This is a genomic window from Streptomyces sp. WAC05292 (assembly GCF_003949955.1).
GTDB classification, from domain to species: Bacteria; Actinomycetota; Actinomycetes; order Streptomycetales; family Streptomycetaceae; genus Streptomyces; species Streptomyces globosus.
The window spans coordinates 22850-44526 of the sequence record NZ_RPSE01000007.1 but is presented as its reverse complement, the minus strand read 5'-3'; the positions used below and the strand labels follow the sequence as shown (position 1 = coordinate 44526).

23 protein-coding genes are annotated in these 21677 nt (G+C 70.0%); 4 read left to right on the top strand and 19 right to left on the bottom strand.

Annotation, left to right across the window (positions count from 1 at the left end; genetic code table 11):
- Positions 1-8: 8 nt before the first annotated feature.
- The 4 genes from EF903_RS01715 to EF903_RS01700 form a co-directional block, all read right to left on the bottom strand.
- The gene (locus EF903_RS01715) at positions 9-953 is read right to left on the bottom strand and encodes a hypothetical protein (protein WP_260614700.1); all 945 of its coding nucleotides are present in this window, start codon (positions 951-953) and stop codon (positions 9-11) included.
- Positions 937-4962 carry a hypothetical protein gene (locus EF903_RS01710; protein WP_125540814.1) on the bottom strand — a complete coding sequence of 1342 codons (4026 nt, stop codon included), beginning with the start codon at positions 4960-4962 and terminating at the stop codon, positions 937-939. Before EF903_RS01710 ends, EF903_RS01715 begins: the two co-directional genes overlap by 17 nt.
- The gene (locus tag EF903_RS01705; RefSeq protein WP_125540813.1) at positions 4955-5173 is read right to left on the bottom strand and encodes a hypothetical protein; all 219 of its coding nucleotides are present in this window, start codon (positions 5171-5173) and stop codon (positions 4955-4957) included. Before EF903_RS01705 ends, EF903_RS01710 begins: the two co-directional genes overlap by 8 nt.
- Before the next feature lie 65 nt (positions 5174-5238).
- Positions 5239-5763 carry a hypothetical protein gene (locus EF903_RS01700; protein WP_125540812.1) on the bottom strand — a complete coding sequence of 175 codons (525 nt, stop codon included), beginning with the start codon at positions 5761-5763 and terminating at the stop codon, positions 5239-5241.
- Between the two features lie 251 nt (positions 5764-6014).
- On the opposite strand from EF903_RS01700, the gene EF903_RS01695 reads away from it, so the two are divergent.
- The gene (locus tag EF903_RS01695) at positions 6015-7463 is read left to right on the top strand and encodes a ParB/RepB/Spo0J family partition protein (RefSeq protein ID WP_125540811.1); all 1449 of its coding nucleotides are present in this window, start codon (positions 6015-6017) and stop codon (positions 7461-7463) included.
- A gap of 18 nt (positions 7464-7481) precedes the next feature.
- Entirely contained in the window at positions 7482-8393 is a 912-nt protein-coding gene (locus tag EF903_RS01690; protein ID WP_185902492.1) for a ParA family protein, read from the top strand.
- 89 nt (positions 8394-8482) lie between these two features.
- On the opposite strand, the gene EF903_RS01685 is transcribed toward EF903_RS01690, so the two are convergent.
- The 14 genes from EF903_RS01685 to EF903_RS01615 form a co-directional block, all read right to left on the bottom strand.
- Positions 8483-9076 carry a hypothetical protein gene (locus EF903_RS01685; protein WP_125540809.1) on the bottom strand — a complete coding sequence of 198 codons (594 nt, stop codon included), beginning with the start codon at positions 9074-9076 and terminating at the stop codon, positions 8483-8485.
- Between the two features lie 73 nt (positions 9077-9149).
- A complete protein-coding gene (locus EF903_RS01680; protein WP_125540808.1) occupies positions 9150-9491 on the bottom strand; it encodes a hypothetical protein in 342 nt (113 codons plus the stop codon).
- Complete coding sequence (locus tag EF903_RS01675) at positions 9488-9931, bottom strand: hypothetical protein (RefSeq protein ID WP_125540807.1); 444 nt, start codon at positions 9929-9931, stop codon at positions 9488-9490. Before EF903_RS01675 ends, EF903_RS01680 begins: the two co-directional genes overlap by 4 nt.
- Before the next feature lie 2 nt (positions 9932-9933).
- A complete protein-coding gene (locus tag EF903_RS01670; RefSeq protein WP_125540806.1) occupies positions 9934-10173 on the bottom strand; it encodes a hypothetical protein in 240 nt (79 codons plus the stop codon).
- Between the two features lie 71 nt (positions 10174-10244).
- A complete protein-coding gene (locus EF903_RS01665) occupies positions 10245-10775 on the bottom strand; it encodes a hypothetical protein (protein ID WP_125540805.1) in 531 nt (176 codons plus the stop codon).
- Entirely contained in the window at positions 10775-11104 is a 330-nt protein-coding gene (locus EF903_RS01660) for a hypothetical protein (protein WP_125540825.1), read from the bottom strand. The genes EF903_RS01665 and EF903_RS01660 overlap by 1 nt, the downstream gene beginning before the upstream one ends.
- 7 nt (positions 11105-11111) lie before the next feature.
- On the bottom strand, positions 11112-11975 hold the full coding sequence (locus EF903_RS01655) for a hypothetical protein (RefSeq protein WP_125540804.1): 864 nt from the start codon (positions 11973-11975) through the stop codon (positions 11112-11114).
- Between the two features lie 11 nt (positions 11976-11986).
- Complete coding sequence (locus tag EF903_RS01650) at positions 11987-13717, bottom strand: SGNH/GDSL hydrolase family protein (protein ID WP_125540803.1); 1731 nt, start codon at positions 13715-13717, stop codon at positions 11987-11989.
- A gap of 73 nt (positions 13718-13790) precedes the next feature.
- Positions 13791-14267 (bottom strand): hypothetical protein, encoded by a 477-nt coding sequence (locus EF903_RS01645; RefSeq protein ID WP_125540802.1) that lies wholly within the window; start codon positions 14265-14267, stop codon positions 13791-13793.
- Between the two features lie 108 nt (positions 14268-14375).
- Complete coding sequence (locus tag EF903_RS01640; RefSeq protein WP_125540801.1) at positions 14376-14858, bottom strand: IPT/TIG domain-containing protein; 483 nt, start codon at positions 14856-14858, stop codon at positions 14376-14378.
- A gap of 64 nt (positions 14859-14922) precedes the next feature.
- Positions 14923-16170, bottom strand: coding sequence for a hypothetical protein (locus EF903_RS01635; RefSeq protein WP_125540800.1), 1248 nt, complete (start codon positions 16168-16170; stop codon positions 14923-14925).
- Positions 16171-16517: 347 nt separating this feature from the next.
- Positions 16518-17822: a phage major capsid protein gene (locus EF903_RS01625; protein WP_125540799.1), complete on the bottom strand. Its 1305-nt coding sequence runs from the start codon at positions 17820-17822 to the stop codon at positions 16518-16520.
- Positions 17823-17990: 168 nt separating this feature from the next.
- Complete coding sequence (locus tag EF903_RS01620; RefSeq protein WP_125540798.1) at positions 17991-20072, bottom strand: 2'-5' RNA ligase family protein; 2082 nt, start codon at positions 20070-20072, stop codon at positions 17991-17993.
- A 179-nt stretch (positions 20073-20251) separates the two neighbouring features.
- Entirely contained in the window at positions 20252-20872 is a 621-nt protein-coding gene (locus EF903_RS01615) for a hypothetical protein (RefSeq protein WP_125540797.1), read from the bottom strand.
- A gap of 84 nt (positions 20873-20956) precedes the next feature.
- Between EF903_RS01615 and EF903_RS01610 the strand changes: the two genes are divergently transcribed.
- Both EF903_RS01610 and EF903_RS01605 read left to right on the top strand, forming a co-directional pair.
- Positions 20957-21199 (top strand): hypothetical protein, encoded by a 243-nt coding sequence (locus EF903_RS01610; protein WP_125540796.1) that lies wholly within the window; start codon positions 20957-20959, stop codon positions 21197-21199.
- A 56-nt stretch (positions 21200-21255) separates the two neighbouring features.
- A complete protein-coding gene (locus EF903_RS01605; protein WP_125540795.1) occupies positions 21256-21444 on the top strand; it encodes a hypothetical protein in 189 nt (62 codons plus the stop codon).
- Here the strand turns inward: EF903_RS01605 and EF903_RS01600 are convergent.
- A complete protein-coding gene (locus EF903_RS01600) occupies positions 21434-21667 on the bottom strand; it encodes a hypothetical protein (protein ID WP_125540794.1) in 234 nt (77 codons plus the stop codon). The genes EF903_RS01605 and EF903_RS01600 overlap by 11 nt on opposite strands.
- Positions 21668-21677 lie beyond the last annotated feature (10 nt).

Here is a 21677-nt window from a genome sequence, read left to right as displayed (position 1 = left end):
GCCGACGGTCAGAGGTAGGCGTAGGCGTCCCTCCACGCGACCGTCATGAAGGCGCTGCCGGTCGAGTCGATGCCGCGGAGTACGAAGTCCTGAGTGCCGAGCGGCAGCCTCAGCTCGGGCAGGAGCGGGGAGCTGCGGTAGAGGGAGCCCGCGACCGAGGCGTTGCCGTTGCGCAGCACCGTCCTGGCCCAGGGCCGCGGGTCGATGATCACCCGCTCGTTCTCGCCGAGGGAGAGGTCCAGGCTGACCTTCCACTTCCCCATCACCTCGCACACCGGCTGGCTGATCGGGCCGTAGATCGTGATGACGGGCCACGTCGGCTTCGTTCCGCCCACGGTCACCTGCCCCGGCGCCCGGGAGGTCGAGGTACCAGTCATGGTGAGCGGAGTCGTCAGCGGGCCGACAAGCCCCCGGTGGGGCGGCGGGACCAGGTCGACGCGCACGGTCTGCTCGACGTCGTCGTACGCCGTGTCATCCAGGCACGCGAAGGTCGCGACGACCGGGGTGTGGCCCTTGCGGGTCAGGCGCGAAGCCGCTGGCGCGAACTTCCTCGGGCGGCCGTAGAACCTGCGTGCCCGGCCGCCCTGGACGGTGCGCAGAACCGCGGGGGCGGCGAAGCGGCGGCGGATCGCTTCGGCGTCCCACGCCTGCTTCATCACCGACAGCGCCGCCAGGTTCTCGCGGTGCCGGGTGGCGTTCGTCATCCCGGCCCCCACCGTGTCCACGGCCAGCTCGAAGGTGACCGTGGCCGCCGGCTTGAAGTCCTGGCCGAAGCGGATGCCGTCCTGCCGGGGCATGGGAGTGTCGCCCGTGTCGGTGTCCCCGGTGCTGATCTCGTAGGGGTCCACGAGGAAGAACCCGCTCCGGACAGTCCCGAAGGTGAAGTTGGCCCCCGGGTAGATGCCGTTCGAGCCGTACGACAGGTTCCACTCGCCCTCATCCAACGTGGGCACCTCCTCGGCGGATGCGGCGCAGCTCGAAGAGGGCGTCGCCCAGTGCTTCGCTCGGGCTCATCGGGGCGCCGGTCATGGTCAGGTTCAGGTCGCCGCCGACGAGCGCAGGGGTGTTCCCACTGGGAACAGTCGCCCGGCGGGCGGCAGAGGTCCGGGTGGAGCTGCTGTGCATGGAGACCGCGCCCTGGGCGTACTGGCGCAGCGCGCCGTTGGCGAAGTACACGACTCGGCCGCCGAACATGCGGGCGACCTCGTCGAGGATGGCCGCGCTGCGTTTCCGCTTGTTGGGAGCGAGGGGGATGTACGCCTCGCCGCCGGTTTCGGGCTCTGCCCACAGCCGCCACTCACCGGGTCGGGCGATCTGTGCGATGTGCCGCTCGGCGCCGTTCGCGAACGCCTTGATGCGCTCGGTGGCGCGGTGGATGCCGCCGTTGGCGAAGCGCACGATGCCGCCGTCGGCCTGCGGCGAGACGTAGGGCTGGCCGACGGTCGAGTACTTGATGGTGACGTTGACGGTCTTGCCGGTCAGGGAGTTGATGCTGCCCTGGATCGACTGGACTTGGCTGATGGCTGTGCCGGTCGGGGCGGTGATCTCGACCTTCTTGCTGTCCTTGAGGTCGCGGATCTTGAAGCCGAGGTTCTCCAGCTCCTGGCGCGCCAGGGCGGTGGGCGCGTCGACCTCGATGGTCTTGCCCTTCATGCCGGCGACCTGGTTCTGCACGTTCGTGAGGTCGGTCGTGGCCTGCTGCACGAGGGTCTGCACGGTGACCGTCTTGCTGCCGGGGGTGGCGGCCAGGTCGCCGACGAGGGCGCCGAGGTTCGCGCGCGCCGAGTCGGTCGGGGCGGAGATGGTGACCTGCTTGCCGCCGGGCAGCATCTGGACCTGGAAGCCGAGGTTCTGCAAGGCGGTGACGGCAGCGCCGGTGGGCGCGTCGACCGTGATGGTCTCGTTCTTGGGCAGGTTGAGGAGCTTGGTGGACAGGCTGAGGAGGTCGGCGGTCACCTTCTCCATGCCGTTGGACTGGAGCAGCACGGAGACCGAGGAGGGGATGAGGCCCATCTGGTTCGCCAGGCCGGCGGCCTGGTCCTTGGTCAGGCCCAGGTCCATGCCGTACTGGATCGCGGCATCGCGCGCCTTCTGCACCTCGGCCTCGGCCTTCTTCATCGCCTCGGGGAGGGTGATGTCGTTGGCGCGGGCCATCTCGAAGGCGGCGTTGGCTGCGCCCAGGGAGGAGTCCCGCAGCTCGGTCAGGTGGGAGTTGTAGTCCTGGCCGGCGCGGGTCACGGTGCGCAGGGAGCCGTCCTGGTTGATCAGCTCGGCGTTGGCGTCCTTCAGCTTGTCGGTGTTGTTGGCGATGGCGTCGTTCACCGAGAGGACCGCGGCGTTGACCCGGGTCTGGGCGTCGTGGAAGGACTGGGTGCCGCCGGTCAAGGCGTCGAGGGCGACCTTGAGCTTGTTCACCCGGTCGTCGGCGGTCGCGGTCGAGCTCGACATCCCTTCGACTGCCGTCTTGAGCCGGGAGAACGAGTCGGTGCCCTTGTTCCCGACGTCGTTCATCGCCGCGGCGCCCTCCTTGGCGTCCCGCATGCTCGTCTTCAGCTCGCCGTTGAGGCTCTTCAGCGCGTCGGCCGCCTGGCGGTACTTCGTTGATTCCGGGCCGTCGCCCTTCACCCAGACGTCGCGGCCCTTCTCGATGTACTGCTGCTTGGCGTCGGCGAGCTTCCGGAGCTTGCCCTCCAGGTCGTCCAGGCCCTTGCCCTGGTCGAGGTAGGCGTTCGTCAGATCCGTCAGGCCCACGCCGACGTCGCGGAGCTTGTCCACGAGCTTGGTCTTCCCGTCACCGAGCTTGGACTCCTGGAGCAGCTGCACCGCCTGGGCGCGCACGTTGGCGTCGATGGCGCCGTTGGAGTCGCGCAGGGCCTGCGTGAGGGAGCTGATCCGGTTCTGCTGCTGCTCGGCCGCCCGCGCGGCCTTCTCGTGCTGGTTCGCGAGCAGGCCGATGCCGATGGTGATGGCGGCGATGGCCGCGCCCCACGGGCCGCCCAGGGCTCCCATGAGGCCGGTCATCGCGCCGCCCATGACGCGGGCGGCGCCCTGGACGCCGCGCATCGCCCCGGACAGGCGGCCTCCGCCGGCCGCCGCGGTCGTGTAGGCGGTGCCCATCCGCTGCCACAGGGTGGTCTGCGTGGCTGCGCCGGCCGCCGTGGTCGTGGAGATGGTGCCCACGTTGCGGATAGACGTGCCGAGGCCGGTGAGCAGGTTCGCGACACCGCTGACCACCCGGAAGGCGAGGATCGCTCCGAGGAAGACGCCAATCGCGGTTCCGGCGCCGGGCACCACGTTCAGCAGGCCGTTGACGATGTTGAGCAGGCCGTTCAGTGAGCCCAGGATGACGCCGAGCCCGGACCCGGCCGACGACAAGGATGCGAAGAGGCTGGCGATGTTGGAGATCAGCCCGATGATCGCCGGACCGATCGTTCCGCCGATGGCGTCCAGGAAGCGCCCGACGGCGGGCATCAGCTCGGTCCGGATCTGGACGATGAGGTCCCGGATGCCGTTGTCCTTGGACATCCGGCCCAGCCCGCGGACGAAGTCTCCGACGAGCTTGTTCAGCTCGTGGAAGGTGGGGGCCGCGTCGCTGAAGAACTTCTTCATCGACTTCTGGCCCTCACCGGAGTTGGCCCAGCGGTTGAACCGCAGCATGGACGCTTCGAGCCCGGTAAGCAGGGCGTTGCCGGTGTCCATTCCGGCGCGCGCGACCCCGGCCAGCCCCTTGCCGAGGTTCAGGGTCGTACGGCCGAGGAGCTTGGCCTTCTCGGCGGCGTGGTCGAAGAAGCGCGCCAGCGATCCGGTTTCGCGGCCGGCCTGCGCCGAAGCACGAATCCACCGCGTGAACCGCTCGCCGCCTTCGGCTACCCGCTCAACGAACGGGCCGGAGGCGACCAAGAAGTGCCCCGTGGCCGCGGCGAGGTTGGCGACGCCGTCGCTGACGTTGCCGATGACCTTGGAGTTGGACGCGGCGACCGTCTTGAAGTCCTTGGCGAACGGCCCGCTGCGCATCGCCTGGGCGCCCCGCTTCGCCAGGTTGCCCATCTGGCCGGCGGCGTCCCCGAGCGAGTCCCGAAGGAGCGGCAGGACGGCCGAGGAAAGCGGCTCGATCTCGTCCTTGACCTGCGAGAAGAACCGTTCCTGCACCGACTGGCGCATCTTGCGCCACTCACCGCTCAGGCTGGCGACCGTCTTCACCGTCGCGCGGGCCGACGTCGACAAGCCTTGAAGGGACCGATCGAGGGCGGCCTGCTGCGCCTTGGTGAGCTTGGTGCCGTCGGCGAGCTGGCTCTGCGCCTTGAGGGTCTGTTTCAGGGCCTCCCCGAAGCCGCCGAAGGCGACCTTGGTGGCGATGGCCGCCGTGCCCGTCGCGGCGATCAGACCCGGGAGGGCGCCGAGGACACCGACGGCGGGCGCCGCCGCGCCGACCATCGCGGTCAGTCCCGCGGCGTACTGGGTGATCGCGGCGATGGCCGGTTGGGCCAGCGAGACGATCGCCCCCAGGGCCAGCGAGCGGAACATGCCGCGGCGGCCCCGGCCCCGTCCCGGCATGTTGAACTGCACCGGCACGTTGACCGGTGTCTCGTCCGCCTCGCTCTGGGCGCGCCTGAACAGCCGACGGATGCGGTCGAGCAGGCCGCCCCCGCCGCCTTCCTCGTCGTCCGGCCGTACCGGCACGCGGATGTCGCTGTCCGCAGCGCGGCGGGCGACCTCGTCCAACTCGCCGCGAAGACCGTCGTGATCGACGCGAACCTTCACCTTGGCGGTGAGGCCCTTCGACGCCTCCTTGACCGCGTTCTTCAGCCGCCGGCGCAGACCCTTGTCGTCTACCTCGATCTTGACCTTCGCGGCCAGGCCCTCGGCGGCCGTCTCCACCTTCGTCCGGAGCTCGCGGGCGAACCCGTCGAGCACCGAGACGACCGTGACTTCGAGGCGGCCGGCCTGCAAACCCTCAGACATCGGGGCGAACCATTCCTCTCCGGGCGGCAGCCGCGAGCATCTTGCGGTGCCCGTTCATGGGGGCGGGCTGCTGCGCCGGTTCGGTGTTCCCGGTGGGAACAGCCGCGGCCGTGTCGTACGGGCGGTTGATCGTCCGAGGTGCTTCACGGCGCCGGTCAGCGGCGATCAGTGAGACTTCCTCGATGAGCTGCACCAACAGCTCGGTGTGCACCGTCCAGCCGTTGATCGGCGAGGACGCGACCCGGGACTGCTCGGGCAGGCCGTCGAGGAGGACGATCAGTCGGCGGAGGCCGATGAACCCCGGCTGTCCGGGGCGGAGCCAGACGCCTCGGGCGTCGAGCTGGTGATATCGGGAGAGGTCGGATTCGACGTCGGCCCACCGCTCGCGGAGGAGCCGGCCGAACTGTAGAGCTTTCCCAGGTCCACCCCGTAGATGGCGACGAGGCGCTTGGACAGGCGGACGTAGTCCCCGATGGACGGGCGGGCTGAGGCGAAGGCGGCGAACGCGTCGTCGCCGAGCAGGGCGCGGTAGATGTCCTTCACCGCGGCGACGAACCGCATCGGCAGGGACGGCCGCCGGAAGAGCAGGTCGATGATCTCGCCGGTCGTCGTGGTGCCCTGGACGTTGACGATGTCGCCGAGGATGCCCATCAGGTCCAGCTCAGGCGAGAAGAGCGGATCGAGCGCGTCCGCCGGTACCTCGGCCGGGAAGATGAACTGCTCACCGCGCAGCTGCACGGGGATGCCGTTCGGGTACTGCACCTCGCGGCGCTCGGCGTCGAGGTCGATGGCGAAACTCATGGGGGTGGTCCTCCCGGTGGGTGACGAAGCCCCGGGAAGGTAGGAAGTCCGCCTTGCTTGCGTCTCGGGCTGCCGGGCACCGCCCGCGAGCCGGGCCCTTGCAATCAACCTTGATACCCAGGGTCCGGCTCCAGAGCTGTTCCCAGTGGGAACACCGTGGGTGCGCAAAACGCGCATGTGTCACCAGCCCCCTGGGGGCTGACGGCTAGTCTCTATCTCGCACCTATCGTCCGAGCATCGGAGACGCATTCATGAAGCCACTCAAGGGCGCGCCCCAGAACCGGAGGGGGGCAGGCGTAGGCGGCCAGGGAACCGCCCCGGCAAGTCCGAAGCCCTCCCAGGAGTTCTACAGCCGCCTGGAAGAGGACGGTGCCGCGCTCGAAATCGCGCTTTCGGACATCTCGCCGAACCCCTTCAACGACCTCCGCTCGATGGGCGACTTGGACAGCCTTGCCCGGAGTATCAAGGAAGACGGACTCCTCCAAGACATCGTGGTCATGCACACCACGGAGTTCGCCAAGGTCTGGCCGGAACAGGCCGAGAGCATCACCACCAAGTACGTCATCGCCTTTGGAGAGCGCAGGTGGCGCGCCACAGCCAAGGCGGAGCTGTCCAAGATCCGCGCCGTCCTGAACAACTCGGTGGCAGAGAAGATCCGAAGGGTCCTGCTCATCGAGAACCTCCAGCGCGTCGGATACACGCCGATGGAGGAGGCCCGGAACTACCACCGCCTGAACACCGAAGAGGGACTTTCCTACCGGGAAATCTCGGAGGCCATCAAGGTTGCCATCTCGCAGGTGAGCCGCCGGATGAAGCTGCTGAACCTCCCGGAGGAACTCCAGCTCCAGGTCGACGCCGGCGAGCTCGCCGCGTCCAACGCCACCCAGCTCCTCGACAACCTGGAGACGCCGGAGGAACGGGAGGCGGCCTGGCGCCTCATGAGCGATCCTGAGCGATCCCTCACGGTCAAGGCGGCCATCCAAGCCATCACCTCCGGTTACACACCCGACGGTCACGTTGTCCAGGTTGCACCGGATCGCGAGGCGGCCGACGTTCCCGAGCAGCGGTCCGAGACCGCGGCGGGTACGCAGCGTGCTGCTGCCGATGCAGCCGGGGAGGAGGAACCGCAGTCCACGCAGGGGCAGGACGCGGACGGCACCGGTGAAGCACCGAAGCAGCCGGCGCCGCGAAAGACGGCCAGCGCACCGGCCCCCGTCATTTCGGCCGCCGATCGCTCCGCCCGGGAGCGGAACAACGCCGCAGCAGACCGGACCGAGGCATGCCTGCACCTGATCCGCAGCGGATTCACCCCGGACGACAAGCAGCTTGCCGCCCTGTTCGCGCGCACCCTCCTCTCGCCGATCCAGCAGGGGCCGGCCAAGACTCGGGGCCACGCGTGGCTCCGCGAAGCCGGTCGTGAAGTTCTTGGGGTGAGCGATAGCGACAGCTACTTCCAGGCCGTACTCTCATCCGGCAACGACGGGCTGATCCAGCTCGCGACCTTCGTGACGGCTCTCGCGGCGAGCGAGATCCGGGCCAAGGACAACCGTCGGCAGTGGGACCGCAACGATGCCGCGCACGTCGAGCTCCTGATCCAGGCTGCTGGCTACCGGCCGCAGACCCAGTGGGAACGCGACCAGCTCGACAAGTTCTCCGTGGCGTACCCGACCGACGAAGCCGCCGACATGGCCTCTGTCTGAACCTGACTGGAGCACACTTTGTCCTCGAAAACCCTGCCCCGGCGCAACCTGCGCCCCCACGGCCGCAACTGGCCCCTCATCATCGCCGCGCTCATCATCTCGGGCGGCAGTGCGAAGACCACGACCATCAGCATCCTGGCCACCATCTTGGCTCTTCGCGGCTACAAGGTGCGGGTCTTCGACTTCGACCAGCAGCGAAACCTGAGCCACATCCTCTGCGCCAAGCATCTGGACGACGCTCAGTTCCCGACGATCTGGGACCTGATCCGGGACGAGGCCAGCCTCGAAGAGGCCAGTGTGCCCGCGCGGTTCCGCGTGGGCGACGGCTGGGACGACGACGCCTTCGCAGAGATCCCCAACCTCATGCTCGTTCGCGGCTCCCGGCACGTGAAGAACTTCGACACCGAGGCTGCGGTCGCACCCGAGCGCATGCTTGTGGGCTGGTTCGAGAAGGTTTGCCGGGAGTACGACGGCGAAGACGACGTGTGGCTGCTCGACCTGCCGGCGAGCCTGAGCAAGCTGACCGTCTCCGCGCTGCTCCCGCTGACGGAGGACGACGAGGTCCTGCCGCCCGTCCTCGTCACCAACAAGGAGGAGGAAGACCTCGGCTACACCTTCGAGGAGTTGGCCGAGATGGTGGAGAACATGACCACCCGCAGCCGACGGCCGGCGCCGACGATCAAGAACATCGTGATGTGCTCGACCCCGACCTCGCAGAAGAAGGGCATCGAGTACGCCGAGACGGTCGAGGCCATCGAGCGGCAGTACGGCGAGAACTTCAGCCTGCACAAGATCCGGTACACGGACGTCATCCCGCGACAGCACCGGTTGCAGGCGACGGTCCCCGCCTTCGCCCCGTCCTCGGCGCCGATGGAGGACTACAAGAAGCTGGCGACCGCGCTGGGCTTCAACGACCTCGAACCCGCGTAGGGTCGCTAGGCGACAGCGAAGGCCCGTACTGTCCGTGGAAGTCCTCAGCTCCCGCGCCCGGTACGGGCCTTCTGTCGTACCTGCTCAGACTACGCGGCGTTCGCGAAGGCCGGGTCGTTGGTGATCAGGTACCAGGCGTCCGCGTCGTCACCACCCTGGACGGCCAGGCGCAGCGGCAACACGGCCTCCTTCGACTTCTGGAGGTCGGTCTGCACGCCCTCCATCTGCATCGCGCGCGGGATGACGTACCGGTACACCTTCTCGCCGTCGATGACCTCGATGCAGCCGGCGACCTCCGACCGGCCACCGATCCGCGGCGGCGCGAACTTGTAGTGCTTGGCCCCGGCCGCGCCTCCGGTCGGGGTGATCTCGGTGATCGTGCCGCCGCCGAAGACGGCCTTGAAGTTCTTCGAGTTCCACTGCTGGAGATCGACCTCGATGGTGGCGCTGTCCGAGGTCTGGAAGGTGCGGGAGGGGAAGTCGGTCTGGGCGCTCTTGACCTGTTCGAACTGCGGCTCCTCGTTGAACTTCAAGGAGTCCTCGGTCGTCAGGCCAACCGAGTACCAGCCCGACGGCATCGCCACGGTGGCATCAGCAGGTGCTGTGGTGCCCACCGGCGCGAGCCAGATGCGGGTACGTGCGGGAACGACGATCTGTGTGGCGTTGGTGATCTCGCCAGCCATGGCGGTGTGCTCCTCGTGGCCAGGGGATAAGGCCGGGCCACGATGGGGAGGGCGTCCGTCTACCGTCCCGGGCTCACATCGGGCGTGGGCACGGGAGGAGCGCGGGCCGGCTGCGGGCGTCGGCGAGGAGGCGGCCGACGCGGGCTCGCTGAGCGTGTTGTTCGATCTCGGCCCAGGTGCTCAGGCACGGCTTCGGGAGGAAGTAGTCGGCGGGCACGTACGCCCGCAGCAGCCGAACCGGTCGGGTGACGCTGGTCGCTGCCGGCCACTCCCACTGCCCGGCCTCCGGGGTGCTGTTCGGTCCGTTGTCGAGTTGGACGTCGGTGACGGTGCCGACTGTCGTCCAGGCGTCGCCGTCATCCGGGTGGGTGCCGACAGGAGCGAGGGACACGGTGGCGTGGCCGGTGAAGTTCACGTGGTCTCCGGGTTGGGGTGGAGGGAGACGAGCAGGCCCATGACCCATCGGGGCTGGCCGGTCTCCAGAGGGGATTCGATCAGGGCGCCCGAGGGGCGCACCCCGCTGACGACGGGGTGCCCGCCGGCAGTCGGCGCGGAGGGGAGTTCGGCGGCGGCCACGGCGCAGATCTTGAGGATGCGGCCGAGGGCAGCCGGGCCCGGCCAGCCACCAGGGTCGCCGTACACCTCCAAGGTCACCTCGGGCTCGGTGAGCCACGTCAGATCGCCCAGGCTGCCGCCGGGGCCGAGGGCGACGCGGAGGTGTGGCCACGGAGCCTCTCGGGCGCCGGAGACGCGGCCGGGCCCGCCAAGCACCTCAGTCACCTTGGGGTGCTTGGCGAGCCACGCGAGGACAACGGCCACCGGGTCAGCGTCCGCGATGGCGTAGGCGTCGCTCATCGTCAGCCGCGCCCGCGGGCGAGGTAGCCGTTGCCGCGGAGCTGGCGGGCGTAGTCGGGGGACAGGAGAGCGGTCTCGCCCGGCAGGCAGTCGCGACCGCCGATCCGAAGGTGGTGGGCGAAGGTCACCTTCTCCGGCGCCTGGCCGTCGCGGAGAGGCGGGCCGAGAACGGGCTCGGCCGCCGTGGTGGCCTCGATCTCCGCCTCGGTGGTCGGGGTGCTGGTCTTCCTGGTGTTCGTCATGGGGCCGAACAGTGCAGGAGCAGACGGCTTGTGTCGCGTGGTGTCCCCAGTGGTGTTCCCAGTGGGAACAGTCAGTGCCGGGCGGCCACGGCCGCGGCGGCGCGGGCCATGTAGTAGGCGCCCTTCGCCTCCAGGTTGCCGGGGTAGACGGTGCCGATCTCGGCGGGGATCACCCACTCGCCGACAGCGACGACCTTCACGGTGACGGTGCTTCCGGTGACGACCGGCGGCCGGGTGTTGATGTGCCGCGAGATGCCGTCCGGGATCGTGCGGGCGTGGCACCGGCAGTTCTTCAGGTTGGCGACGGCCCGCGATGACTCGTCTCGGGGCGCCTTCATGTAGGTAAGCGGGCCGACGCCGCGGTGGTCGCGGTCCCACTGCATTGAGTTGATCTTGAAGCGGAGGTTGGCGGGTACCTCTTGCCCGTGCGCGGCGATGTGTGTGGGGCGGACCTTGTCGTCAGCGACCGTCACCCACTTCTTGGTGGGGGGCGCGAAGACCTTCGCCTGCCGCTCCACCTCGCGCGCGATCTCGTAGATCTTCGGCGCGATGAGTGCGGCCAGCTTCTCCTCCAAACCCGGTTCGACGTGGAACTTGGCCATCAGGGGACCTCCGGCGGGTTGAGGGTGGCGACCACGGCGATGTAGTCGGCGGCGCCGTAGCCGGGGACCTGCTTGAGCAGTGCGGACACGACGGTCCAGATGCGGGTGCCATCGCCGAGGACGTCGCCCGCTTCGAGCGGCCAGGCGGCCGGGTCGACGCGCAGCGTCCACGATCCGTCCGCCTGCTCGTTCGCGGCGCCCGGCCACGCTCCGCGGGCTGCCGGCCGGGCGTCCGGCGGGGGAGGAACGGGCACCCCGTGGGCATCCCGGCCCCACGGGTGCGCGAGGACGTACGCGGTGACGACCCGGTCGGGCAGCAGAACGGCCATGGTCACCTCACCACCGGCTGTACCGGCGACCGCGGCCGTACGGCCAGGCCACGGCCGGCGCGCCGACGATCGGGCGGTACAGCCGCTTCTTGTACCCGGCCAGCGAATCCAGGGCGGGCAGTGCACCGGCCTGCCCGGCCACGGGGGCCGTGTCGTAGCTGATCGACTGGCCTTCCGCTGAGACGGACGTGACCCTCCGCTCGCTGTTCGCGCCGGGCTTGTTCCGGATCGTCTCGGCGGCGTGCGCCAGGACGTACCGCACGATGGGCTCCTCCTGCGCTGCGTGAAGACCGATCAGAAGCCGTACGTCGTACCGGCCGTCGGCCGCCGGGGCGTAGGAGAGCACGGTGGTGATGTCGTCGTAGGAGGCGGCGGGCCACGCTCGGGCATCCGAGAGGGCGTAGCCGAAGAGCGGAAGGACGGACCGCAGACGCTCCGGCCGGGGGATGATCGGGCGCCCGAGGTAGCCGGAGACGTCGGCCTGCGCCTTCGCGATGTCGGTGCGGAACGCCTCGCGCTGCGCTGCGGTCAGGGGCAGAGGCACGCCCAGCTCGTCGGCCACCTGCTCCGGGGAGACGAGCAGGCCGCCACCGGTAGGGAGATCGAGCCGGACGGTCCGGTCGGTGACGGGCGGCGCGCCCTGGGCGGGGATGAAGGAGGCCACACCCCAGTACCGGCCGTCGGGCAGTCCGTCCGGCAGCGCAAAGGCGTACGAGCCGTCCGCAAGGCGGGACACGCCTGTCGACACGGCCGTCGGTGCCCCCTCGCGCTCGGGCCCGGGGTACAGCACGAGGCTGACGACTTGGCCTCCGTCGGACTCGGGATCGCACACGAGGCCGGCGTGAACCGGCTGGTAGGTGTAGGTGCCCATGGGGCCCCCTTTCAGGCGGGCATCGCGGCGCGAAGGAAGCCGAGGATGCGACGGGCGAGGTAGATGTGGCCGGCGTCCGTGGCGTGGACGCCGTCGCTGCCGATGTAGAGGTCCGCGTTGCCGTCGGCCTGGAGCGCCCCCGTGTTGCCGGTGCCGGTGATCCACGGGCCGTGGGTGGCCACGAGGGTGCCCGAGGCGTCGTAGATCTGGCCGGTCTGTGGGGAGACGAAGGGGAAGCGGGCGTTCGCTGCTGCGGTGCGCAGCGTGTTGGTCGTGTTGACGAGGGACGCCGCAGGGTTGCCGGTGGGGGACCAGCAGCCGATGACGAAGACCTGGCAGCGCGGCAGCGCGGTTTTGATGCGGTCGAACAGGGTGGCCGCTGCCGCAGCGATCTGGGCCTGGTTGGAGGAAGCGTCGTTGTAGCCGCCCCAGATCACGAGCCGATCCGGCGCCCAGGGGATCACGTCCACCTCGGCGCGGGTGCCGAAGTTGGCGAACGTGCCCGCGGCCACGTAGCCCGTGCTGCCGCGGCTCTCGCGCCAGACGTCGGTACAGCCGAGCATCCGGCCCACGCGGTCGACCCACGTTCCGCATCCGGCGCCCGCGTTGTGGGCCGAGCCGTCGGACAGGGAGTCTCCGAGGACCATGAACCGGCCGCCCTGGAGCGGCACCTCCCACATGTTGGCGGTGGGCGGAAGGTAGATCCCGCCGAAGGGCATGGTCGCGAAGTCGAACCGCAGCCGCCGAGGAGCGGCACTGCCGAAGTCGATGGTCAGCAGGTGGGAGAGGCCCTGGCCAGCGACTGCCCCACCAGAGGGCTGCATCAGGTCGGTCACCTTCCGACCGTCGATGGACAGCCGGAACATCGTGGACGGGGAGATGTGCTTGAAGCGCAGCTGGAGCACCTGGCTGTCGGTGGCGAACTCGCACGACCAGTTGCCTTGGCCGGACGTGTACGTGTTCGGGAACCTCGACAGCGGCAGCACGTAGGTGTTGTCCGGGGTGCCGACGCCGATGGCGAAGTTCCCGGCGCCGGCCCAGGTGAAGGTGCCGCGGCGGTCGGTGCCGGCGAGGGCGACGGGCGCCGGGGCGTACTTGATGTGCCCAGGGGTGGGGGTGCTGGTCTGGGCGGCGCTGATGGTGGGCGGGGGCCCGGCGTGGACCGCGTCCGCGGTGACGGGGTCCGGCAGGTCGCGGACCCGCCAGGTGGTCACGGGCCCGAGGGGCAGGCTGGACTGGGGCCAGCCGGAAGCCGTCTTGGGGCCGTAGAGCAGCCACCCGTCGGTCTTGGTGGTGTCGATCCAGTAGTCGCCTGCGGCACCCTCCGCCATGGTGGGCTTCGCGGGTCCGGACAGGATGCTGGCCCCGGGCGCTCCCTTGACCGGCACGTAGTTGAGCTGGGCAGGGTCGGCGGGCAACAGCTTGGTGATGTCGACCTCGGTGACCGAGGAGGAGAGTGCCACGGAGCCGGTGCGGGCGGTGCCGTCGTCCAGGACGACGGTGACGGTGTACACCCAGCCGGTGGGGTCCATACCCGGGTTGTCCGTCGCCACGAGCAGCAGCGAGAACTCGCCGTTGTGGTCGAGGTCGGCGGTGGCCCGGCCGGCGATGACCGTGAGCGCTTGCTCCAGCTCGACCATGACCGGCGCCTGGAACGTGACCGTGCCCTGATAGGGGGTTCCGTCCGGGCGCCGGAAGCGCCCGGTGACCCGTACGGCTGCGATGCCTGAGGGGATCGTCATGTGCCCGCCCCCTCAGCCGTCGGGCCGACGGGCCGCGGGGCCGTCGTGTGGGTGTACACCGCCACCGGGCTCCCTACTCCGACGCCGGGGTCGGGCTGAGCTGGTCGCGCAGCCTGGCGACGACGCGGGCGGCCTGGCCGCGCTTCAGCTCGGCACCGATCGGGACGAGCAGGCGGGTGGTGGGCGTCCGGTACGCCCCCAGGCCCACGTGCTCGATGAGGCGGACGGTGCAGCGCAGCGTGCTGCCGTGGGGCATCACGGGCACGAACACGCTGTCCGGGTCGGCGGGCGGCTCCCCGGTGGCGTCGTCCACGATGCGGTCGCCGAGCTCGGCCGGCAGCAGCTGCTGCGCGGTGGTCAGCGGGTCGCGCTCGGGAAGGGGCTCGGGTTCCGCGGGCGGTTCGAGCGGAGCGACGTCCGGGATCTTCGTCTCCGCGGGAGCGGGGACGGCCTTGTTCTCGGGGGCCTCGGCGGTCTCGTCGGTGACCGGGATGATCTCGGGTGTCGGCTCGGCGTCGTCCGAGGTGGTCTTGCGGGTGCGGGGCGGCACAGTTCCTCCTGCCATCTGGGGGCGTGGGCGGAGACTGTGGACCGGCGAGGAGGCTTAGGTCGCGCCGTTGCCGCCCGCTCGGGCAGCAACGGCGCGCGGCGCTGCGGATCAGGCGTAGGTGAAGCCCGCGGTCTTGGTGACGGCGCCGGCCTCGTCGCCGACGACGACGTTCACGGCCCCGGCCGTGGCCGCCGGGGTGGTGACCTGAAGGCGGCCGGACGAGAGCACCTTGAGACCGGTTCCGGCGGTGGCGCCGAACTTGACGTCGGCCACCCCGTCCAGGTTCGACCCGGTGATGGTGACGACGGTGCCGCCGGCGACCGGCCCGGTGGCCGGAGTCACCGAGGCGATCGTCGCCGGGGGAAAGAGCGCGTCAATCTGCGACTGTCGCAGGATCGCGCCCGCCTTGAACTTCAGGGTCTTGATCGACCCCTCGGGTACGGAGTCCCGGCTGTCGTTGGGGCGGGTGCCCTCGTCGTGCGTACGCGTCGCGTACACGTCCGCGGTGACCTTCAGCAGGGGGTCGCTGACGGCGCTGGCGGGGAAGCCGGCCTTCGTGATTCGAGTGCCAGCCGCGTTGTACAGGCCCATGGGGTTCGCTCCTTCTCGGTGTTCGGGTGGGCAGGTTGGCGGACGGGAACGGCTTGGGTCGCGGTCACAGGATGCGGAGGTCGTCCCAGCCGTCTGCGGTGACGGAGAAGACGAGCAGGCCCGGCTGGGACACCTCTCCGGAGCGCATGGCGTACCAGTCACTGCCGTTGTCGAGGGTGGGGGCCTGCACCCACAGCCGTCCGGCGCCGAGCTGCTGGGCGCGGAAGTGGTGGAAGTGGCCGGAGACCAGGATCTTCGCGTCGGCGATCGGCTGGCGGCCGAAGGTCTGCCCCCGCCACCAGTCCGCGGCCTTCTCCGGGCGGGCGTACTGATGGCCGTGATTCAGGCCCACGATCGTCCCGGCCATGTCGAGGGAGACGGTGTCACGCCACGGTTCCGGGGTGACGAAGGAGACGTGCCCGTAGGCGTCAGCGTTCCTGGCGTAGGCGTCTGCGATCTGCGACATGACTTCGATGCCCCAGTCGTCCTCCGGCGGGCCGACGGCGTCCTTACCGCGGCGCACCCTGGCGTGGTTGCTGCCGCAGGTCGCCGCGACGACGCGGGGGAAGGCCGTGGCAAGCCGATCGAGGCCCTCGAAGGTGAGGCGCCGGTGGACGCGAACCTGCTGCGTGAGGGTCAAGTCGTTGGTGAACGCCTGGCTGGCGACGTTCTCGAACCCTTCCACGCAGTCGCCGGCGTCGAGCCAGTACGCCGAGTCCGGAGCACGTCCGATCTTGGCCAGGTCGCGAAGGTGGTCATCCAGGCGGTCGAACCGCTCGGCGACCCGGCCGACGAGCTCCTTCGTGCCGCCGTCCCTGCCCACCTTCCCGGCCTGCGGGTCGGCGTACACGACCGCGAGGGCGCGAGCTGACTGCTCTGGGGAAGTGCGTGGCTGGCGACGGCGCCGCATCACGTCACGGACCAAGGTGTTGAGGTCGTCGGCGGAGGCCCAGCCAGGAACCGTGGGTTCGATGAGGAAGCGGCAGCGCCACACGGGCCGGGTGACGGCGTCCTCGCCCTGGGCGTCACGGTGCCACGCGGCCGGGTCGTGGCGCGCCTCCACCAGGCGGACCCGGTAGCCGTCCGGTACGGCCAGGCCCAGGGCCTCGACGCGGGCCCGCCATCCGGTCTCGTCCTGGGGTGGGGCGTCGGCGGCCGGGGCGGTGACGAGCATGCTGCCGCCGGGCTCGTAGCGGATACCGGGCTCCCAGCCCTTCGGTGCCGTCGAGGCAGGGCGGGTGGTCTCCGGCGGTGCGCTCTGCCCTGGGGAGGCGGGCGCGAGCAGGGCGTTGAGATCGTCGGTGAGGCTCATCGCGGGCACCTGCATCCGTTGGAGCCGCCTCGGCGTCGGTGCCGGGCAACTGCGGGAGCCTGCACACGGTGGCCGCTGCCGGTCAGGACGTCGGCGATCTGGGTGGAAGAGATCCCCGGGTTATCGAGCACTTCGCGGACCTTCCGGGTGGTGTCCGCGTCGAGCGTGTCGAGAATCGTGCCGACCGTGCACCGGGGCCCACGCGGGCCGGCCGGGGCTTCGACGAGTTGGGTGAGGGCCGTGATCAGCCCGCTGGTGTCTGCCACGGCAGTCCTCGCTCTCTGCAATGGGGGCGGGGCCGGACCGTACGGCCCGGCCCCGCTTTGTGTCTGCGCTCAGGGCGGCGGTCAGACCGTGGGGGTGGTCCAGTTGCCGATCACGAACGACTCAGGCCGGCTGACCTCCAGGGCCAGGCGCTCGTCGGCGCGGAAAGTCAAGACGCCGCGCTCGAAGTTGTCCGAGTTCTCACTCGATACGGTGACGGAGACGTTCTCTCGGTCGTACAGCTGGGCGCCCATTCCGAACGCGCCGAGCAGGTACTGGCCATCCGGCATCGCCGTGGTCTCGACCACGTTGATCCGCCAGACCTTCTTCTGCGCGCCGACGGCGACCTGGAGTGCCACCCGGAAGGCTCCCTGGTCGTCGGTCTCGACCTCGACCTCCTCCCACATGGTCGGGGAGAGGACGACGCCCGTCGGCTCGTACTCGGCCAGGAGGGCCTTGGTCATGGCCCGGCGCATCTGGATCGAGTACTTGTCGGTGCTCTTGCCGGTGTAGGTCTGGACACCGGGGGTGTTGAAAAGCCCGGTGATGGAGGTGCCGTCGCCGCCGACGCTGTGCAGCAGGTCGTAGTCCTCGGCAAACTTGATGCCCTCGATGAGCCGGGAGTTGATGAACTGCTTGAGGCGCGGCTCGTCGCTGAGGATGTTCTTGTGGCCGTCGATCATGTGCGCGATCTCGGCGATCGGGAAGGCCACGGGCTCCAGCTTCAGCTTCGAGCGCGGGGCCCGGCCGAACACGTCGCTGTCCAGCCCCGTCGGCGCGGACACGCCGTCGGCGGCCCTGCGCTCCGCGACCTGCGCCGCGTTGTTGACCCAGCCGGTCTCGCGGATGCCCAGGAGCACCGCGTTCTTCGTCTTGGCGGAGGGGAAGAGGTCGCGGATGTGCCACTTCCGGCGCTGGGCCTCGGTGATGCCGAGGTCCTGGACGCCGCCGAGGGCCTGGTGGGTGTGGGTGCCGGCGGAGAGCGAGAAGATCGACTTGCCCTCCATCTCGGCGCGGATGAAGGGGCGGTCCTTGAAGTCGGCGGCTGCGGCCCGCTTGTACGCCTCGGACTCCACGAACATGTCGCCGAGGCTCTTGGCCTCCATTGAGCCGCCGCGCGATCCGTAGAACGCCGCGGCGGCCGAACCGCCGTCAGGGGCATCGAGGAAGCCGATCAGGTTGTCGGCGCCCTGGGCGGCATCGAGAAGGCCCTTGATCTCCTGGGCGTCCTTGACGGCCTTGACATACGCGTTGCGCTGCTCGGTGGAGACGACGAAGGCGCCGTTCTCCTCCTTGAAGGTGCCGGCGATGCGCTCGGCCTCCGCCGACTTCTCGGCGAGCTGCGACTTCAGGGACCGGATGAGGCTCTGGTCGGTGGCGGTAGCCATGGTGGGGATGCACTCTCCTGTGCTGGACGGGCGATGGCGTGCGTCGCTCGCCCGGCCAGCACCGGGACGCCTCAACGCGAGGCGCATGGAATGGGAGCCGCAGGGCTACCGTCTCGGGCTCCCGGGCACGGAAGTCGCGTGCGCCCAGGAGCCCGTGGTTTTCGCAGGTCAAAGAGTTAGCGCGGCCAGCATCGCCTTCACTTCGTCGGCGTCGAGGCGGACTTGCTCGTCCTCCTGGTCGTCCTCGGCGGGCACCGTCTCGGTGTTGGCTCCGCCGGTGTTCCCAGTGGGAACAGGCGCGGTGCCGGTCCCGCCCGCAGCCTCGCCCGGGGTCTCCTCGGTCCCGCCGGTCGGCTCGTCGTCCTCGTCCCAGCCGTCGGTGATCTCGTAGTCGTCGTCCCAGAGGTTCAGGGACGAGCCGGCCGGGACGTTGCTGCGGTCGCTCATGGGGAGACCCTTCTTCGCAAGGCTGGTGAGCAGGTTCGTGATGGTGGGGTTGAGGTGCTGGAGGTGTTCCGCCTGTGCGCCGGATACCTCGATCAGCGCGGTGGCGTCCTGGAGGGCGACGGCGGTGGGCCGCACGAACCGCGCGTCGATCGCCTCGTCTCCCTCGACTGCGTGGGAGTCACCAGTGACCGGTAGCGCCACCGTGGTGAGCTCGACGGGCGTGGGGGTGCCGAGGTCGACTTCGCGGCCGACCACGTTGTAGGGGATGGCGTACGTCGTCGTCTGGTCGACTCCGGAGTGCTGCGAGACGATGACGTGATCCGGGTAGGTCGCCTCGACCGCCACGAAGCAGTCCTCGCCGTCGGACGCCAGGAGTGCGCGGGCGGCGTCTCCGAGCCGAGCCCGGAGCTGTTCGTAGGAGACGGGCATCGGTGTGTGCATCGGGTTCTCCGGAAGCGGTTGGGCGGACTTGGCTTCGAGGACGACCTGTGCGGCCGACTTCTGCTCGGCTGCATGGGTCGCCGGGTAGATGCCGAGCGCGTCGTGGTGGCGCAGGTTGCAGTAGCCCTTGGCGTCGTCGGGGGACATGTGCTTCGAGGCGATGGCGACGCACCGGTCGAAGTCGCCGGGCGATCCCCACGTGATCTGTGCCGCTCCCTCGCCTTCGGCGTACCACTGCCGCAGGTGTTCGGCGTTCCCGCGGTTCGCGTCCGGGCCGGCGGACTTGGCCTCCACCACGATCTGGGCCGCGGACTTCGATTCCACGAGGGCCGGAGGTGGTTGCGGCGCGGGTGCGGCGGCTGGCTCGCCCAACGGGACGAACTTCGTGTCGCCGCCGCGGACGACTGAGACTTGGTCGAAGGTGACCGGCGTGGCCGGGACCGGGGCGACGTCCGGAAGGGCGTAGCCGAGGGTGACGTGAGGGGTGAAGCCGTGCTCGGCCCGCAGCTTGTCGGAGTACGCGGAGGTGCCTAGAGCATCCACGATGCTCTGGCGGAGTTCGGCCAGGCCGGGCACGTCCACCGGCACCCAGGTCGGTTCGCCCTCTCCGGTGTCCGGGAAGCGGCCTATTCCGCCGATGGTCCCCTGGAGCCGTTCACGGCCGGAGACGGCCGGCGCGATGATGTCGCGGAGGTCATCGGGGTGCCCGCCGAGGGCTGCTGCGTCGCCCAGGTAGGCGAGGGTGATGTGCAGGTGCTCAGCCGGAGTTCCCTCCGGGTGAGCGATCCCGGCGGCGACATCGGCAGGAAGGCGCAGCGCGATCATCGCGCCCCGTCCGGTCTGAGCCTCGGCGGCCTTCAGCTCCACGGCGGACCACGTCGCCTTCCGCTCCAGCTCGTCTGTGCTGGTGCGGGCGGCAGCCTTGACCTCCAGCGAGCGCGTCATCGGGTGTGCGCCGTGCAGGACCGGACTGATCTCGTACAGGTCGAGATCGTGAATCACGCGCACGCCGTCGTGCCGCTTGGATGCTCCGCCCGCGACGACCTTGTAGCCGATGGAGAAGGCAGCCTCGCCGTTCTCGTGCCACTGCTTGACCTGCTCGTAGGTGTCCCGACCCCGCGTCGTCCGGAGGTTGTACTGCACGGTCGCCACCAGAGCCCCGGCCTCGCGCGGCCAGACCGCGCCGCCGGGGATCGAGAGGAAGCGGCGGTCGCCGGGCCTCCACTCCTCCACGTCCACGACGGTGCCCACGGGGTCCTTCCACTCGTGGTGCCACGCCGCCTTCACCCGACGGGTGGCGAGGGTCCGGGAGAAGGCCCCCGGGACGATGAGGTCCTGCACCTCGTCCACCACGCCGGTCACGGCATAGATGGCGCGGACGATCCCCCTGCTCTGCGCGGGGCGTCGGGACGGTGAGTTGGGCGACGGCGGCGTACGGGGCACGGCTTGTTCCTCCTGGCGGGCTTCTCGGCGGCCCGCACCGTGCCCCTGCGCGAGGGCTTGTGTCCCGTGCTCTTCGGCCCGAGGGCGTTCGCGCACGGTCAGCTCCAGGGGAGCTTGTTCTTCTTGCCCTGGCCGTCGGCCGGCTCCTCCTCGTCTTCCTCGTCCTCCGCAGCGGCGTCCTCTTCGGTGCTCTCTTCCTCGGCCGCAGCCGCGGCCGGCTCTTCAGCAGCGGCCTCGCCGGCCACCGGTACGACCTCATCGGCGGTCCCGAACTCCAGCGGGGGAGCGCCATCGACAGGGGAGGGAGCGGGGGCGGCACCTGGAACTGTCGGCGGCTGTTCGCCTTCAACCGGGCCAGCGCCCTGCTCGCCAGCAGCGCCGCCCGTACCACCGGTCTGCGCCATGGCGGCGTCGTCCACGTCGATGGCCCAGGCGTCCGGATCTGAGTACCGCCAGACCTGGCCGGTCTCGTCGCGAACCCACCCGGTGAGGGTGCCGTCCTCAGCCTTGTCGAGCCACGCCTGTTCGCCCTCCTGACCCGAGAAGGCGGCGAACGCCTGCGCGGGATCGGTCTCGTCCCCCTCGTCGTACAGGTCACCAGCCCACGGCCGTGCGTCATCCTGCTGCGGAGGCTCAGGCTCGGGCGGCGTCTCGATCGGCTCCTCGGGTGCCAGGTCGTCGGGCTGGGGCAGCTTCTTCACGGCGTATGCGTAGTCCACGGCGCGGAGCGTCTGAGGGCGGATGCCCTTACGTCTCGGGCCGATCCACTGCCGCGGTGGCCGACCGGTCGCTACCCTCGACGCATGACGGTGTTGACGGTGAACATGGACGACGCCCTCGCGGGAGAGGTCGAAGAGCAGGCCAAACGGCACGGGCTGCCCGTGCCCGACTACGTGACGGCTGTGCTGCGCGCCGCCCAGACGCCTGGCGGCCGTGACCGCGAAGTCCTGGCCCTGGAGCTCGCCCGAGGCTCGTACGAGCAGTGGAACACCGCTGGCCGCCCGGAGACCGACGCGATGACGATGGACGAGGTCTTCGGCCGGTGACCGCTGTTCCCGCACGGTTCGCGGCCAACGTCGGCCGGACGATCCGTGACCTGCCTGTGCCTGAGCGCGAGGAGCTCCACGAGGCAGTCCTTCGAGCCTGCTCCGATCCGTGGTCGTGGCCACAGGCCGACAAGTACGAGATGGACGACTCGGTGCGCGTCATAACGACGCGCACCGCCATCGTCCACTACGTGATCCTGCCCGGCCCCGACGCCCATCTGTGGGTTTTCGCGATCACGGTCTGACGTCCACCACGACCGTGTGCTGCCGCAGCAGGGCGACCACGGCCGCGGTGTCCGCACCCGTCAGGGCGCGCCGCGGCCCGAGCGGGCCGAGCAGCACCGGCCGCCCGCTGTACTGGTCGACCAAGGCCCGCACGCGGCGGGAGCCGGTCACCGGCCGGTCTTCGCGACCGGTGACCTCCACGTCGTAGGCGGCGCCGTCGTCCAGCGTCCCCGTCACCCTCATCCTGTCCTCC